Annotated in this window: 19 protein-coding genes and 1 tRNA gene; 11 read left to right on the top strand and 9 right to left on the bottom strand. The window is 68.1% G+C overall.

All coding sequences use genetic code 11. The features are described from left to right. The 4 genes from AC1D1G_RS17210 to AC1D1G_RS17195 all read right to left on the bottom strand — a co-directional run. Nucleotides 1-261: ATP-binding cassette domain-containing protein (locus AC1D1G_RS17210; protein WP_477952992.1), on the bottom strand; the 261-nt coding region annotated here is incomplete at its 3' end. 55 nt (nucleotides 262-316) lie between these two features. Beyond that, entirely contained in the window at nucleotides 317-2,365 is a 2,049-nt protein-coding gene (locus AC1D1G_RS17205; protein WP_477952991.1) for an ATP-dependent DNA helicase, read from the bottom strand. 9 nt (nucleotides 2,366-2,374) lie between these two features. Continuing rightward, complete coding sequence (locus AC1D1G_RS17200; RefSeq protein ID WP_477952990.1) at nucleotides 2,375-3,007, bottom strand: isochorismatase family protein; 633 nt, start codon at nucleotides 3,005-3,007, stop codon at nucleotides 2,375-2,377. Beyond that, entirely contained in the window at nucleotides 3,004-4,383 is a 1,380-nt protein-coding gene (locus AC1D1G_RS17195) for a nicotinate phosphoribosyltransferase (RefSeq protein WP_317567549.1), read from the bottom strand. The genes AC1D1G_RS17200 and AC1D1G_RS17195 overlap by 4 nt, the downstream gene beginning before the upstream one ends. Between AC1D1G_RS17195 and clpS the strand changes: the two genes are divergently transcribed. From clpS to rdgB, 11 genes are all read left to right on the top strand, one after another. After that, on the top strand, nucleotides 4,382-4,720 hold the full coding sequence (gene clpS, locus AC1D1G_RS17190; RefSeq protein WP_039950843.1) for an ATP-dependent Clp protease adapter ClpS: 339 nt from the start codon (nucleotides 4,382-4,384) through the stop codon (nucleotides 4,718-4,720). The genes AC1D1G_RS17195 and clpS overlap by 2 nt on opposite strands. Before the next feature lie 36 nt (nucleotides 4,721-4,756). Then, nucleotides 4,757-5,344 carry an oxidative stress transcriptional regulator AosR gene (gene aosR, locus AC1D1G_RS17185; RefSeq protein WP_283333542.1) on the top strand — a complete coding sequence of 196 codons (588 nt, stop codon included), beginning with the start codon at nucleotides 4,757-4,759 and terminating at the stop codon, nucleotides 5,342-5,344. Beyond that, a complete protein-coding gene (locus AC1D1G_RS17180) occupies nucleotides 5,341-6,411 on the top strand; it encodes a P1 family peptidase (RefSeq protein ID WP_418341121.1) in 1,071 nt (356 codons plus the stop codon). The genes aosR and AC1D1G_RS17180 overlap by 4 nt, the downstream gene beginning before the upstream one ends. A gap of 115 nt (nucleotides 6,412-6,526) precedes the next feature. Further along, nucleotides 6,527-6,946: a M67 family metallopeptidase gene (locus AC1D1G_RS17175; RefSeq protein ID WP_283353815.1), complete on the top strand. Its 420-nt coding sequence runs from the start codon at nucleotides 6,527-6,529 to the stop codon at nucleotides 6,944-6,946. A gap of 62 nt (nucleotides 6,947-7,008) precedes the next feature. Then, entirely contained in the window at nucleotides 7,009-7,281 is a 273-nt protein-coding gene (locus AC1D1G_RS17170) for a MoaD family protein (RefSeq protein WP_009474135.1), read from the top strand. A gap of 8 nt (nucleotides 7,282-7,289) precedes the next feature. Then, the gene (locus AC1D1G_RS17165; RefSeq protein ID WP_005262003.1) at nucleotides 7,290-8,252 is read left to right on the top strand and encodes a PLP-dependent cysteine synthase family protein; all 963 of its coding nucleotides are present in this window, start codon (nucleotides 7,290-7,292) and stop codon (nucleotides 8,250-8,252) included. Nucleotides 8,253-8,271: 19 nt separating this feature from the next. Beyond that, nucleotides 8,272-8,946, top strand: a complete 675-nt coding sequence (locus AC1D1G_RS17160; RefSeq protein WP_011594448.1) for a rhomboid family intramembrane serine protease — start codon at nucleotides 8,272-8,274, stop codon at nucleotides 8,944-8,946. Between the two features lie 342 nt (nucleotides 8,947-9,288). Next, on the top strand, nucleotides 9,289-10,239 hold the full coding sequence (locus AC1D1G_RS17155; RefSeq protein ID WP_283333545.1) for a PLP-dependent cysteine synthase family protein: 951 nt from the start codon (nucleotides 9,289-9,291) through the stop codon (nucleotides 10,237-10,239). Nucleotides 10,240-10,361: 122 nt separating this feature from the next. Then, complete coding sequence (locus tag AC1D1G_RS17150; protein WP_477952988.1) at nucleotides 10,362-11,120, top strand: cyclic nucleotide-degrading phosphodiesterase; 759 nt, start codon at nucleotides 10,362-10,364, stop codon at nucleotides 11,118-11,120. A 45-nt stretch (nucleotides 11,121-11,165) separates the two neighbouring features. Beyond that, the gene (gene rph / locus AC1D1G_RS17145; RefSeq protein ID WP_007296580.1) at nucleotides 11,166-11,954 is read left to right on the top strand and encodes a ribonuclease PH; all 789 of its coding nucleotides are present in this window, start codon (nucleotides 11,166-11,168) and stop codon (nucleotides 11,952-11,954) included. 4 nt (nucleotides 11,955-11,958) lie between these two features. Then, a complete protein-coding gene (rdgB, locus tag AC1D1G_RS17140) occupies nucleotides 11,959-12,576 on the top strand; it encodes an RdgB/HAM1 family non-canonical purine NTP pyrophosphatase (RefSeq protein WP_283353795.1) in 618 nt (205 codons plus the stop codon). 136 nt (nucleotides 12,577-12,712) lie between these two features. On the opposite strand, the gene AC1D1G_RS17135 is transcribed toward rdgB, so the two are convergent. The 5 genes from AC1D1G_RS17135 to AC1D1G_RS17115 all read right to left on the bottom strand — a co-directional run bounded on the left by AC1D1G_RS17135 (nucleotide 12,713) and on the right by AC1D1G_RS17115 (nucleotide 14,882). After that, complete coding sequence (locus AC1D1G_RS17135; protein WP_037236425.1) at nucleotides 12,713-13,078, bottom strand: DUF3817 domain-containing protein; 366 nt, start codon at nucleotides 13,076-13,078, stop codon at nucleotides 12,713-12,715. Further along, a complete protein-coding gene (locus AC1D1G_RS17130; RefSeq protein WP_283353794.1) occupies nucleotides 13,075-13,473 on the bottom strand; it encodes a transcriptional regulator in 399 nt (132 codons plus the stop codon). The genes AC1D1G_RS17135 and AC1D1G_RS17130 overlap by 4 nt, the downstream gene beginning before the upstream one ends. A gap of 140 nt (nucleotides 13,474-13,613) precedes the next feature. Then, nucleotides 13,614-13,695 (bottom strand) — tRNA-Leu (locus tag AC1D1G_RS17125). Between the two features lie 45 nt (nucleotides 13,696-13,740). Beyond that, nucleotides 13,741-14,226 (bottom strand): HNH endonuclease signature motif containing protein, encoded by a 486-nt coding sequence (locus AC1D1G_RS17120; protein WP_283353793.1) that lies wholly within the window; start codon nucleotides 14,224-14,226, stop codon nucleotides 13,741-13,743. Next, nucleotides 14,223-14,882 (bottom strand): hypothetical protein, encoded by a 660-nt coding sequence (locus AC1D1G_RS17115; protein WP_477952987.1) that lies wholly within the window; start codon nucleotides 14,880-14,882, stop codon nucleotides 14,223-14,225. Before AC1D1G_RS17115 ends, AC1D1G_RS17120 begins: the two co-directional genes overlap by 4 nt. Nucleotides 14,883-15,294: the final 412 nt, after the last annotated feature.

Raw genomic sequence — 15,294 nt, 5'->3', positions numbered from 1 at the left:
GTTCACATCCCCCGGAACGTAGGCCAGTCGCCGATGCACAGGAACGGAATCCTGCCACGGATCGGAACCGAGAACGGACGCCGAACCGCCGTCGGCGCGCAGGAGGCCGAGGAGCACCCGGATGGTCGTGGACTTGCCCGAGCCGTTGGGTCCGAGGAATCCGTGCACCTCGCCCGACTTCACCTCCAGATCGAGGCCGTCGAGGGCGAGGACTTCGCCGAACTTCTTGGTGAGTCCGCGGACTGAGATCGCAAGGTCCATCGGTCGAGCATAGGTGCGCACCCCGTCGCTGTCCGACTCAGTGCGCGGCCGCGGTTCAGGGGCGCGAATCGCGGATCCGCCCCAGTGCCTTACGCACGACTTCCGGATCGGACGTCTCCCAGAACGGAGGCAGCGAGGCGCGAAGGTACCCGGCGTAGCGGGCCGTGGCGAGCCGCGGATCGAGGACGGCCACCACACCCTTGTCGTCGACGCTGCGCAGCAGACGTCCCACACCCTGTGCGAGCAGCAGCGCCGCGTGATTGGCTGCGACGGAGAGGAACCCGTTTCCGCCGCGCGACTCGACGGCCTTCTGCCGGGCGACCAGCAACGGGTCGTCGGGGCGGGGGAAGGGGATGCGGTCGAGAATTACGAGGCTGAGGGACGGGCCCGGCACGTCGACACCCTGCCACAGCGACAGCGTGCCGAACAGCGATGTCGGCTCGTCGCCGGCGAACGCCCGGACGAGGGCGCCCGTCGAGTCGTCGCCCTGGCACAGGATCGGGGTGTCGAGCCGGTCGCGCATGGCCTCGGACGCGGCCTTGGCGGCCCGCATCGACGAGAACAATCCCAGCGTGCGCCCGCCCGCCGCCTCGACGAGTTCGGCGATCTCGTCGAGATACGCGGGGGAGAGGCCGTCCCGGCCCGGCGGCGGAAGCTGCTTCGCGATGTAGATGATGCCGGCGCGGGCGTGGTCGAACGGCGACCCGACGTCGAGGGCGTTCCATTTGAGCGTGCCCGAATCGGACGGCGCCTCGGAGCCGGTGGCCATCGCCGGATCGATCACGACTGACGATTCGGCAGGAAGTCCCCAGTTGACCGCGAGACCGTCGAACGACCCGCCCACAGTCAGCGTCGCCGACGTCAGGACCACGGTCGATTCGGCGAACAGCCGGGAACGCAGCAGCCCGCCGACCGACAGCGGCGCCATCCGCACCACCCGGCGGATCGAACCGCGATTGTCGTCGGCGGCCAGCCACACCACGTCGTGACGCTTGGCCGGATCCGGCTCGTCGAAGGCGCTGAGAACGCGGACGGCGCTGTCGTGGACTTCCTCGACCGACGCGAGTGCGGTGTTGCGCGCGGCGGCGGCCTCGGGATCGCTCAACGCCATGCCGGGACGGGACGGGCCGATGGCCGTGCGCAGCGACCACGCGGCGTCGCGGACAGCGGCGAGTGCGGGGGCGGCGCCGGGCGGCAGTGCCTCCCACCGTTCCGGCCGCAATTCCTTGAGCAGTGCCGCCCAGCCCTCACCCGCGGCCTCGAGACGGTCCGCGTCCTGCTCCTCGACGAGCTTCGCGCAGCGCCGCGCCGCGGCACTGATCGTCGACGCCGCCAGCTCCGCGGTGGCGACGTTGGTGACCCGGTCGACCAGTTCGTGCGCCTCGTCGATGACCACGACGTCGTGTTCGGGGAGGATCGCGATTCCGGTGATGGCGTCGATGGCGAGCAGGGCGTGGTTGGTGACCACGACGTCGACCTGAGAGGCCTCCGCGCGGGCGCGCTCGGCGAAGCAGTCCTCGCCGACCGGGCACCGGGACTTGCCGAGGCATTCCCGGGCGGTGACGCTGACCTGGCGCCACGCCTTGTCGCTGACTCCGGGGGCCAGGTCGTCGCGGTCGCCGGTCTCGGTGTCCGAGGACCACTCGGTGAGGCGCTGGACCTCGCGTCCGAGCCGCGACACCGCGAACGGGTCGAACAACTCGTCCGTGGGAGGCTCTTCGGCGGATCCGGTGTGGATTTTGTTCATGCACAGATAGTTGTTGCGGCCCTTGAGGATCGCGAAGTGCGGTCGCCGTCCGAGTGAACCCTCGAGCGCGTCCGCGAGCCGCGGCATGTCGCGGTCGATCAGCTGACGCTGCAGTGCGATGGTGGCCGTCGAGACGACGACAGTCTTCCCGCTCTGCACCGCGTGCCGGACGCTCGGCACCAGATAGGCGAGGGACTTGCCGGTGCCCGTCCCGGCCTGGACGKCCAGATGCTCCCCGGTATCGATCGAATGCGCGACGGCGGAAGCCATGGTCAGCTGGTTGGACCGCTCGGCACCGCCCAGCGACCGCACCGCCGTGCGCAACAGCTCGGGGACGTTGGGGAGGTTTTCAGGCACCCGAGCAGGTTACTCGGGACCTACGTCAGAAATCGTCACGCGGTCCGAGGGGGTGTCCGAGTCGCGGCCCACGAGGTGYACCCCGGCGGCCCGCATCGCGGTGATCGCGGCCTCGACGGTCGCGGGGGCGACACCGGCGGTGAGGGGGAGGTGGACGCGCGTCGGGAACCCGGCGGCCACGGCGTCGAGCGCCGTCGCGACCACGCAGTGATCGGTGGCGATCCCCACCACGTCGACCTCGGTGACTCCGGCCGCACGCAGCCATTTCTCCAGGCTCTGGCCGTCGGAGTTCCTGCCTTCGAAGCCCGAGTAGGCCGCCGAGAACTCGCCCTTGGAGAACACCGATTCGATGCCGCTCAGGTCGAGGTCGGGGTGGAAGTCCGCGCCGGACGTTCCCGATTTGCAGTGCACCGRCCACGTGTCGACGTAGTCCGGTTCGTCGGAGAAATGGTGGCCCGGGTCGATGTGGTGGTCGATCGTGGCCGCGACGGCGTCGTACTCGTTCGACGCCAGGAAGCGGCTGATCGCGGCCGCGACCGCGGAACCGCCGTCGACGGCGAGGGAGCCGCCCTCGCAGAAGTCGTTCTGGACGTCGACCACGAGCAGCGCCCGCCGGAGGTCGGTGTTCTCGATGTCGGTCATGGTGCCCTCCTGGGTTCGGGTTCGGCGAAGCGCACCGGGATCGCGGGCTCGCCGTGGGAGAGCTTCAGGCCCTCCCAGGGCAGGCTGACGAGGCCCGCCGCCAAGAGGGATCTGCTGTCCTCCAGGGTAGTCGTGTCGCAGACGGTCTCACCGCCCCGCACCAGCGGGACCAGCAGTTCCCGCGCCTCGAGGCCAGCCGAGCCGGGTGCGTCCGAGTGGGCCGAGTACACGACCTCCTCGACCAGGGTTCCGGTGTCCCGGGCGAATCGCAACGCCCGCTTGGTGCCGCCCCGCGACGCCTTGTTGCTGCTTCTCTTCTCGACGGGGATGCCGTCCACCTCGACGAGTTTGTAGACCATTCCGGCGGTCGGCGCGCCGGAGCCGACGACGACGGACGTGCCGACGCCGTAGACGTCAACCGGTTCGGCGCGCAACGCGGCGATGGCGTATTCGTCGAGGTCGCCGGAGACGACGATCTTCGTCCCGGTCGCACCGAGGTCGTCGAGTTGCCTGCGGACCTGCCGGGCCAGCACACCCAGATCGCCGGAGTCGATCCGGACACCCCCGAGTCCGGGGCCCGCCACCTCGACGGCGGTCCTGACGCCCTCGGTGATGTCGTACGTGTCGACGAGAAGCGTGGTCCCGACTCCGAGTGCCGCGACCTGCGCGCGGAACGCCGCCGCCTCGTCCGGCCCGTCCGGGGTGGTGTGCAACAGGGTGAACGCGTGCGCGCTGGTACCTGCACCGGGCACTCCGTGCCTGCGGACCGCCTCCAGATTCGACGTGGCCGTGAAACCCGCCAGATAGGCGGCGCGGGAGGCCGCCACCGCGGATTCCTCGTGGGTGCGCCGCGAACCCATCTCGATCATGGGGCGTCCGTCGGCGGCGCTGACCATGCGGGCGGCGGCGGACGCGATCGCGCTGTCGTGGTTGAGGATCGACAGGCTCAGAGTCTCGAGCAGGACGCATTCGGCGAACGTTCCACGGACGGAGAGGATCGGGGAACCGGGAAAGTAGAAGTCGCCCTCGCGGTAGCCGTCGATGTCCCCGCTGAAGCGATAGTCACGCAGCCACGCGACCGTCGCCTCGTCGAGGAAGCGGGACACGATCGCGAGTTCCTGCTCGCCGAAGCGGAAGTTCGACAGCGCGGCAACCAGACGGGCGGTGCCGCCGACGACTCCGTACCGGCGGCCGTCGGGGAGCCGGCGGGCGAACACCTCGAAACTGCAGCGCCGGTGGGCGGAACCRTCGGCGAGGGCCGCCGACAGCATCGTCAACTCGTACTGGTCGGTGAACAAGGCGGTGCTGTCTCTGGACACCCGGCCACTGTAAGCCGCGGTGTCGCCCAGTGGAGGAGCGTCGTACCCTGGTGTCATGGCTCATTGCTCGACGACAGCTCCATTCGTGGATGCCATGCCGGCATCGCCGCAGGTCACCCCTGCAGAGTCGGAGGTCGCCGAGATCGATGAAGCCAATGATCGTCCCTGGGTCACCGTCGTGTGGGACGATCCGGTGAATTTGATGCACTACGTCACCTACATTTTCCAGAAGCTCTTCGGGTACAGCAAAGCCAAGGCCACGGAATTGATGATGCAGGTCCATTCCGAGGGGAAGGCCGTGGTGTCGAGCGGCTCCCGGGACAAGGTCGAAAACGATGTACGCAAGCTGCACGCGGCCGGCCTGTGGGCCACGATGCAGCGCGACGGCAGCTAACTTTCCGTTCGGACAGTAAGGAACTCGGTACACGACGTGCGGATGTGGAGCAGGAAGAACTCGCTCGGCGGTGTGAAGCTGCGTTCGGAGATGGACGCGCACGAGGCCACGGTGCTGCGATCGCTGGTCGCCTCCGTCCTCGGTCTCCTCGAGGAGCGGGCCGCGTCCGCCCCGGAGGACGAACTCGCGGCGCTCACCGGGATGCGGACCGGCAACACGGCGGCGCCCGACGAGGAGGTCCTCGCGCGGCTGCTGCCCGACTTCCACCGTCCCGACATGGACGCGCCGGACGACGACGAGATCCGCGCCGAATCGAAGGCCGACATCAACGGTGCGCTGCGCGGACTCCACGAACCGGAGATCATCGACGCCAAACTGGCGGCAGGCTCGGTCATTCTCCACACGGTGCCCGAGAACGGCGGCAAGGTACTGCTCACGCGGGAACAGGCCGACGCCTGGCTCAGCGGTCTCAACGACGTGCGGCTGGCACTGGGCACCAACCTGGGCATCGACGCCGACACGCCCGACGAACTCGATCCCGCCGATCCCCGCGCACCGCACCTCGACATCTACCACTGGCTGACCTGGATGCAGGACTCGCTCGTTCAGGCGCTCGCACCGTGACGGCCACGACGCCGGGCCGCACCGATTCGCTCGTCGATGTGGTGGGCCTGAGCGTCGGGCACCACCACGAACTCGACGCGGACGCCGCGCTCGGACGCGGCGCCGCCACCGGATGCACCGTGGTCCTCGCGCCGCACGGCGCGACCGGTGCGGTCGACGTCCGTGGCGGGGGACCGGGCACCCGGGAAACGGACCTCCTCGACCCCAGTCACAGCGTCCGGAAGGTGCACGCGATCGTCCTGACCGGCGGCAGCGCGTACGGACTCGCCGCCGCCGACGGCGTCATGCGGTGGCTCGAGGAGCACGGTCACGGAATCGCCATGGGGGAGCCCGATCAGGTGGTCCCGATCGTTCCCGCTGCCGTGATCTTCGATCTGCCGGTCGGTGACTGGCGCAGGCGTCCCACCGCCGAATTCGGTTACCGGGCAGCAGATTCTGCGTCGCACACCGTGCTCTCCGGTTCGGTGGGCGCCGGGGTCGGGGCGCGTGCGGGCGCGCTCAAAGGCGGTGTCGGAACGGCGAGCGTCGTCGTCACGGACGGTCCGGCGAAGGGCATCACGGTGTCCGCGCTGATGGTGGCCAATCCCGTCGGAACCGTGTTCGATCCGGCGACCGGACTGCCGTGGGGTGTCGCCACCGTGGGTGCAGCCGCTTTCGGGCTCAGACCCCCCGTCGCCGCCGAGGTGTCGGCGGCGCGCGAACTGATCGCCAAGAGCACCGTCCTCAACACCACCATCGGGGTCGTCGCGACCGACGCCGTCCTGGGCAAGGCGGCGCTACGCCGCGTCGCCGTCGCCGGTCACGACGGGCTGGCCCGCGCGATCCGGCCGGCGCATTCGCCGCTCGACGGCGACACGATCTTCGCGCTCTCCACCGGCATCCACCCGGTCCACCACCCGGCGGGAGTGCCCGACGCGTTCCCGCCCGATCTGCCCGTCGTCGACGCCGTCTGCACCGCGGCCGCCGAAGTGGTGGAGAAGGCCATCGTCGACGCCGTCCTCAGCGCCACCCCCGTCGCGGGAATTCCCACCTACCGCGAACTGTTCCCTTCAGCACTGCGTTCCTGAGGTACGCGTTCCTGAGGTACCGGCCGGTCGGTGGCCGACTCGCCGGTGCGCACCTAGGATGGCGCTCACGGAGGTGGATGACGTGCTGGTGATTCGATCGGACTTCGTCGAGGCGATGGTCGCGCACGCGCGCGCCGACCACCCGGACGAGGCGTGCGGGGTCATCGCCGGGCCGGACGGCTCCGACCGCCCCGAACGGCACATCCCGATGATCAACGCCGAGCGTTCGCCCACGTTCTACCGTTTCGACTCGGGTGAGCAACTGAAGGTGTGGCGGGCGATGGACGACGCTGACGAGGTGCCGGTCGTGATCTACCACTCGCACACCGCCACCGAGGCGTACCCGAGCCGGACCGACATCTCCTTCGCATCCGAACCGGACGCCCACTACGTGCTGATCTCCACCCGCGACCCCGAAGTCCACGAACTGCGCAGCTACCGCATCGTCGACGGTGTCGTCACCGAGGAACCCGTCGACGTGGTCCAGAGCTACAAGTTTGCCCACACGTCCGTGGCAGACGTCCCCGACAAGTGACGGTGCCGTCCCTCGCGACGGGCCCGCGGCAGGTAAGACACCCACATCCCGAGGAGCCGACCATGGCTGTCACAGTTTCGATCCCCACCATCCTGCGTACCCACACCGGCGGTGAAAAGCGGGTGGAGGCAACAGGTCCCACACTCTCCGCCGTCATCGACGACCTCGACGGCAACTACGGCGGCATCAAGGACCGCCTGATCAACGACGGCCGCCTGCACCGCTTCGTCAACGTGTACGTCAACGACGAGGACGTCCGATTCTCCGGCGGACTCGACACCGAGGTGGCCGACGGGGACTCCGTGACGATCCTGCCCGCCGTCGCCGGAGGCTGATCGCGGCCGTGGCGCGGTTCGATTCGCTGATCGACACCCTCGGCGACACACCCCTCGTCGGGCTGCCCCGCCTGTCTCCCAGCTGGAACGGTGCTGCGCCGGTCCGCCTGTGGGCCAAGCTCGAGGACCGCAACCCCACCGGTTCGGTGAAGGACCGGCCCGCCCTCCGCATGATCGAGCAGGCCGAGAACGACGGCACCCTGACACCCGGCGCCACGATCCTCGAACCGACCAGCGGGAACACCGGGATCTCGCTCGCGATGGCCGCGAAACTCAAGGGCTACCACCTGATCTGCGTGATGCCCGAGAACACGTCCGTGGAACGCAGGCAACTGCTGACGATGTTCGGTGCGCAGATCATCGACTCGCCCGCGCGCGGTGGCTCGAATCAGGCTGTGGCCGTGGCCAAGGAGCTGTCCGCGGAGCATCCCGACTGGGTGATGCTGTACCAATACGGCAATCCCGCGAATGCGCTGGCGCACTACGAGACCACCGGCCCCGAGATCCTGCGCGACCTTCCCGAGATCACCCACTTCGTCGCGGGCCTCGGCACCACCGGCACCCTGATGGGTGTGGGGCGCTACCTCCGCGAACACGTCGACGGCATCGAGATCGTGGCCGCCGAGCCCCGCTACGGCGAACTCGTCTACGGCCTCCGCAACATCGACGAGGGCTTCGTCCCCGAGTTGTACGACGAATCCGTCCTCACCTCGCGGTTCTCCGTCGGCCCCGCCGACGCCGTCCGCCGCACCCGGCAACTGATCGACAACGAAGGCATCTTCGCGGGCATCTCGACCGGCGCGATCCTCCACGCCGCGCTGGGGGTGGCGCGCAAGGCCGTCAAGGCCGAACGCGCGGCGAACATCGCGTTCATCGTCGCCGACGGCGGATGGAAATATCTGTCGACCGGCGCATACGGCGGTACGGTCGAGGAAGCAGAAGAAGCACTGGAAGGGCAGTTGTGGGCATGACGGCAGGGGTGTGTGGATCATGACGTCGTCGTTCGACTCCTCGCGATTCGACTCGCCGGTGCCGAGGGGTGGCGCGAAGCCGGCGCCCGCGTCGAAGTCGAAGCCGCTGTGGCTGCAGTCCGCAATCCTCATCGGCACCTTCACGATGCTGCTGTACGTCATCGAGATCGTCGACGTGGCGTCCGACGAGCGACTGGAAGAGAACGGCGTCGGGCCGCGCTCCATCGACGGGCTGTGGGGGATTCTGTTCGCCCCGGTCCTGCACGACGACTGGGCGCACCTGTTCGCGAACACCGTCCCGCTGCTGGTCCTCGGGTTCCTCGTGCTGCTGTCGGGCATCGCCCGCGGCCTCGCCGCCACCGGGATCGTCTGGGTGGTCGGAGGTCTGGGCACCTGGTTGACCGGCGGATCCTATTCCAACCACATCGGCGCCTCCGTCCTGATCTTCGGCTGGCTCGCCTACCTGCTGGTCCGGGGAATCTTCGCCCGCAGCCTCGGCCAGATCCTCGTGGGTGTGGTGGTGTTCGTCGTCTACGGCAGCCTGCTGTGGGGTGTGCTCCCCAGCGCTCCCGGTGTGTCCTGGCAGGGCCATCTGTTCGGCGCCGTCGGCGGTGTCGTCGCAGCCTGGCTGCTCTCCGCGGACGCCAGGAAGCAGCGGGCACGGAAAGCGGTGGGGCCACAATCGTTCGGGTGATCCCCCCGGGGTGAGGCGCGTGCGATGCACCGGCGTGTACCGCGCATCCGACCGCTGCGAGTAGGGCCTGCTGGTAGGCTCCACCCGAGATTCGGGCACCCAGGTACTGCCTAGTTCAGAGCTGTCGACAGTGTCGTCACGGAGGGCCGGTGGAGGTGGTCGAACTCGCGGTTCGCGCACACGCCGTGCCGCCGAGGTCCGGGCGTCCCCAGCGGCGGATCTCCGTCGCCGCACCCCACCGCACCCTCAGGAGTTGATCATGGCTGTCACAGTTTCGACCCCCGACGTCGACGGTGAGTGTCCGTCCGTTCGCTGTGTAGTCACGGGAGGCTGATCGCTGCCGTGGCAAGGTTCGATTCGTACATCGACACTCTCGGGAACACACCTCTGGTCGGCCTGCCCCGGCTGTCGCCACGCTGGAACGGCAGCAGCCCGGTGCGGTTGTGGGCCAAACTCGAGGATCACAATCCCACCGGTTCGATCAAGGATCGCCCGGCGCTACGCATGATCGAGCAAGCAGAACGGGACGGCCGTCTCACTCCCGGTGCGACGATACTCGAATCGACCAGCGGCAACACCGGTATCTCGCTGGCGATGACCGCCAAACTGAAGGGCTACCAGCTGATCTGCGTGATGCCCGAGAACACGTCGATGGAGCGCCGCCAGCTGCTGACGATGTTCGGCGCCCGGATCATCGACTCTCCCGCCGCCGGTGGTTCCAACGAGGCCGTCGCCGTCGCGAGGCGACTGTCGGACGAGAATCCGGACTGGGTACTGCTCTACCAGTACGGCAACCCGGCCAACGCGATGGCGCACTACGAGACCACGGGGCCGGAGATCCTGAGGGATCTTCCCGAGATCACCCACTTCGTGGCCGGGCTCGGCACCACCGGGACACTGATGGGTACGGGCCGGTTTCTCCGCGAGCACGTCGACGGCATCGAGATCGTGGCCGCGGAACCACGCTTCGGCGAAATGGTGTGTGGCCTCCGCAACATCGAAGAGGGATTCGTTCCGGAACTGTACGACGAATCGGTACTCACCCGGCGATTCCGGGTACGCCACACCGAGGCGATCCAGCGCACCCGCGAACTGATCGACGTCGAGGGAATCTTCGCCGGCACCTCCACCGGCGCCAATCTCCATGCTGCACTCGACGTGGCGCGGTACGCCCTCGAGACGGGACAGCGGGCCGACATCGCGTTCGTGGTCGCCGACGCCGGATGGAAGTACCTCTCGACCGGCACCTACGACCCACAGGTCCAAGTCCTCGAAGAGGCATGGGAACGGTAACGGCGGCGGATCCGCGGTAGATCGCCATGGTCAGGTCACAGTTCCCCATCGGTTGTGAGGTCGACGCGCCAATTCCGTCGGAAGCTTTTTCCGAAACGGGTCGTCGTGGCAGCATGGCGGGTATGCGCATTACCGTCCTGGGGTGTTCAGGGAGCGTCTCCGGACCAGACTCACCTGCATCGGGTTATCTGTTGACCGCGCCGGACACACCGCCGCTGGTACTCGACTTCGGACCCGGTGTCCTCGGTGCGCTCCAGCGGTTCGCCGATCCCGGCGAGGTCTCCGTCCTCCTCAGCCACCTGCACGCGGACCACTGCCTGGACCTCCCAGGACTGCTCGTCTGGCGTCGCTATCATCCGCACCCGCCGAAGGGGCGCGCACTCGTCTACGGCCCGTCCGACACCGCCCGCCGGATCGGCGTCGCGTCCGCGGAGTGCGGCGGCGACATCGACGACATCTCCGACACGATCGACCTGCACCACTGGACCGACGGCGAACCGGTCACGTTCGGCGACCTCACCATCACCGCGCGCCGGGTCAACCACCCGCCCGAGGCGTACGGGTTCCGGCTGACCAACGGCGCCGGGCGCACCCTCGTCTACACCGGCGACACCGGCATGTGTGACGAAGTGATCGACCTCGCCCGCGCGGCCGACGTCCTGCTCGCCGAGGCGTCGTGGACGCACAGCCCGGACCGGCCCGAAGGGATCCACCTCTCGGGGACCGAGGCCGGTCAGGTCGCACACCGCGCCGGTGTCGCCGAACTGCTGCTCACCCACATACCGCCGTGGACGTCCCGCGAAGACGTCATCGCCGAGGCCAAGGCCGAATTCTCCGGCCCCRTGCACGCGGTGTCCGCGGGCGGCGTCTACACCGTCTGAAGCCGTGTGCCCGCGCCCCGGGCGGGGGCGACTAGGCTCTCTGCCGTGACCACACGAGAAGACGGTAGGGCGGACGACGAACTCCGCGAGGTCAAGATCACCCGGGGCTTCACCACACATCCCGCGGGATCGGTGCTGGTGGAATTCGGAAACACCAGGGTGATGTGCACAGCCAGCGTCGAGGACGGTGTTCCCCGTTGGCGTCAGGGCTCCGGACTCGGCTGGCTGACGGCCGAATACGCCATGCTGCCCGCCGCCACCCACACCCGCAGCGGCCGAGAGTCCGTCAAGGGCAAGGTCGGTGGACGAACCCAGGAGATCAGCCGGCTGGTCGGACGCTCCCTCCGCGCCTGCATCGACCTCGCCGCCATCGGTGAGAACACCATCGCCCTCGACTGCGACGTGCTGCAGGCCGACGGCGGAACCCGCACTGCCGCCATCACCGGCGCCTATGTGGCCCTCGTCGACGCGGTGACCTACCTCCGCGCCGCCGGCCGCCTCGCCGACCCCCAGCCGATCTCCTGTGGCATCGCCGCGGTGAGCGTGGGCGTCGTCGACGGCCGTGTGCGCCTCGACCTGCCGTACGAGGAGGACTCGCGCGCCGAGGTCGACATGAACGTCGTGGCCACCGACACGGGCACCCTCGTCGAGATCCAGGGCACCGGCGAAGGCGCGACGTTCCCGCGGAGCACGCTCGACAAACTGCTGGACTCCGCGCTCGCAGGGTGCGAGCAGCTGTTCGAGATCCAGAAGGCCGCACTCGAACTGCCCTACCCCGGTGCGCTTCCGGAGCCGAAGGTCCCGGAGACGTCGAAGAAGAAGTTCGGGGGCTAGATCGGTGCGGGAAACCACACGGGTGCTGGTGGCCAGCCGCAACGCGAAGAAACTCCGGGAACTGCATCGGGTGCTCGCGGCGGCCGGTGTCGACGGGATCGAACTGGTCGGGCTCGATGCCGTACCCGAGTACCCCGAGGCCCCCGAAACGGGTGCGACGTTCGAGGAGAACGCCCTGGCGAAAGCGCGCGACGGTGCCGCCGCAACCGGTATGCCCTGTGTGGCAGACGATTCCGGAATCGAGGTGGATGCGCTGAACGGCATGCCCGGAGTCCTGTCCGCCCGGTGGGCGGGCGCGCACGGAAACGATCCCGCGAACACCGCCCTGGTCCTGGCTCAGCTCGGTGACGTGCCCGACGACCGCAGGGGAGCGGCGTTCGTCTCGGCGTGCGCGCTCGTGGTGCCCGGCGGCGAGGAATCGGTGGTCCGCGGCGAATGGCGGGGAAGCATCGCCCGTGAGCCCGTCGGCGACGGCGGATTCGGTTACGACCCGGTCTTCGTGCCGGATGGAGATACCCGCTCGGCCGCCCAGCTGTCACCCGAGGAGAAGGACGCGTCCTCGCACCGAGGGCGGGCGCTCGTTCAGCTCGTCCCCGACCTGGCGGCGCTCACCGGGCACTGACAGTCGCTACGTTTCACGGGAGGAGGTTCACATGTCGCCGATGATGGTGCCTCAGACACCGCTCGGCTGGCTGACCTACGTGATCGCGATGATCACCGGGCAGCCGGTCATCATGTGAGAGAGCCGACCGGTTCGGTCAGAGACCGAAGTCGCGGCGGACCTGCTTGGTCCGCTGGTGCTCCACGTAGAACGACAGGAACGGAATGGTGCCCGCGAGTAGCGTTCCGACCGTCCGGCCCGCGGGCCAGCGCACCTTGACCGCCAGGTCGAGCGTCACCAGCAGGTAGACGAAGTACACCCAGCCGTGGACCACGGCGATCCAGCTGGGCAGGTTGTCGACTTTGAAGATGTACTTGGCCACCATCTCTGCGGTGAGGACCAGCAGCCACACACCGGTGGCGTAGGCGAGGACGCGGTAGCGCAGGAGCGCGGGGGCGATCTTCTTCTGCTTCGCGGTGTCTGCGACCGAACCGGCAGTCGTTTCGTCTTGGCCCGTGCTCACGTGGTGCTCCTATCGGTCTCGCGAGCAGACAGCTCGGCGAGGTACTGGTTGTACTGCGAAATCTGCCGGCTCTCGAGGTCGTCCGGGTCGTCCTCGGCCACCGAGGGGCGAGGGGGCAAGACGTCGGCCGGGATCTCCCGCAGTTCGGTGGGAGCATCCGGGACGTCGGCGGGGTCGGCCGGTTCGGCGTCCTCGAGCTGCACGAATCGCCGATAGGCGTAGACGAGGAACGCCGCAAACAGGGGCCACTGGAATGCGTAGCCGAGATTTTGGCCGGTCCCGCCCACCGCTTCGAAACGTGTCCACTGCCACCAGCCGAGTGCGAGGCATCCGACAGCCCCGACGACCACCAACAGGATCAGCGCGGGGCGGCGTTGCTTACGGTTACCGGACACGTAACGACGGTACCTGAATCGCTGAATGCGCTGCTAGGAGAGGTTGCCGCTATGGTGGCGGTCACAGCCGCCGGAGGCGCCCGACGAGCCGTCGATCTAAGCGAAACAGGGCCGCCGAATCGGCAGGGAAACCCGAGAAGTGCGCGAGGGGGGACTTGAACCCCCACGTCCGTTGGACACCACATCCTAAGTGTGGCGCGTCTGCCATTCCGCCACTCGCGCGCGAGGACAGACTACGCCACACCTCGACAGGAGCCCATCCTCGGATCAGCCTGTGTGCTCACCACCCTGTGTCCAGCGATTTCGGCCGGCCCACGTCGGTGTCTGACTGTGACAATTGGGGCAGAGGAACCGGATCTGATGCAAACGTGAGTCGAGGGGATCACCGTCAATGTGGTCGACGTGCAGAGTCAAGGGGCTTCCGCACCAGTCGTCGCCGAGGCCGCAGAGAACACATTTGTATTCGACCCCGGCCTCGATCAGGGCCCGGCGCAACAGATGTGGTTTCACTCGTGCGCTACCTGGTGGTCGTTCCACGAGAATCTCCTCCCACGACATGCGATTGCGAGCCGGCTTGCCCTTGGTGTGTGCGCTCCCGGTGAAGTGCGTCGTATCGATTCCGAACCTCTTGATCTGTCGACTCAGGTGAGCCTGTGTCCCACCCGCGGGTTTCAGGCCGAGGTAGCGCATGACGCCGGCCACGCTCGTCGATTCCGCGACCGCCTGCTCGAGCGCTTCTCGCGTGTACTTCATCTCGCACTTGCCACCCGCCGCTGCGCGCGCTGGTGCCGCCAGACGGCGTGGGTGAAGGTGGCGGGCGTGATCTCGAGCCGCACTGCTGCGGAGGCGACGAGGTGTTCGGCGTCTGCCGTCGATGGGGGTGCTTCGAGATCGAGCGCCTCGCCGAGGAACTCGCACACCAGGCGGTGAGATTCGGCGGTGCGGATGCCGAGTTGCATGGCGAGGCACTCCCAGGTGGCGGCACCGAACCCGGGTACCCCGACGATCGCGTTCCGCTGGGCCTCGTCGTCGCGGAGATCCGCCGAGGTGGTGCAGCCCAGCTCGGTGAGCGAGCGTGCCGCCGAGGCGACGGCCTCGGCCTTGGTGGTGTAGTTCCCCGGTACTCGCTGCCGGTTGTTCAGGACGGCCAGGAGGCCTTCGGGTTCGTCGGCGTGTGCGGCGAGCGCCGTGRGGTCGTCGAGAGGTGCGGCCCGGTGATCGCGCCAGCGGGTGATGACGGCGCGGACCCCCGTGGTGGGCGTGCCGTACGTGGCGCGGGCGGAGAACGCGGCATCGAGCAGACCGGCTTCGATCTCGTGCGGCCAGCCCTCCGTCCAGTGCGGCCACGACTCTCGTGGCAGCTTCGCGTCGACATGATCGAGTAGGGCGCGGACGTGGGCTGTGCTCATTTCTTCCCCCCGGAGAATGGCTGTCGGCTGTTCCTGGATTCGAATATTAGTGCGAGGGTCCGACAGGTTCGGTTTCGCTGGTCGCGGACCCGGGTTCGGGGGCGCGGACCTGCATGAACCTGGGACTTCGTCAAGGTGGTAACAGATTGATAACGATTAATATGAGGCTTTCCTCAGGTTCTTGGACGTCCTCGCACCGCCCTCGTCCAGCACGGACGCGATCTACTCACCGGTCACTTCACGGGAGGGCTGTGAGAGACATCACGCGATATTTCTCCGATGCACGCCTGTGACACCCCGGCGGCATTTGAACGTGAGGAAATCCTCATGATTCTGTGTCAACCTTGAACAGCCCGGAAGAGCTGATCAGAGCCGATACAGCTGGCACACGATGCCGAGGGCGGCAGACACT

Source organism: Rhodococcus sp. P3_B8 (assembly GCF_056402775.1).
The sequence above is the reverse complement of the archived record's forward strand: the minus strand, read 5'-3'. Positions and strand labels throughout refer to the sequence as shown.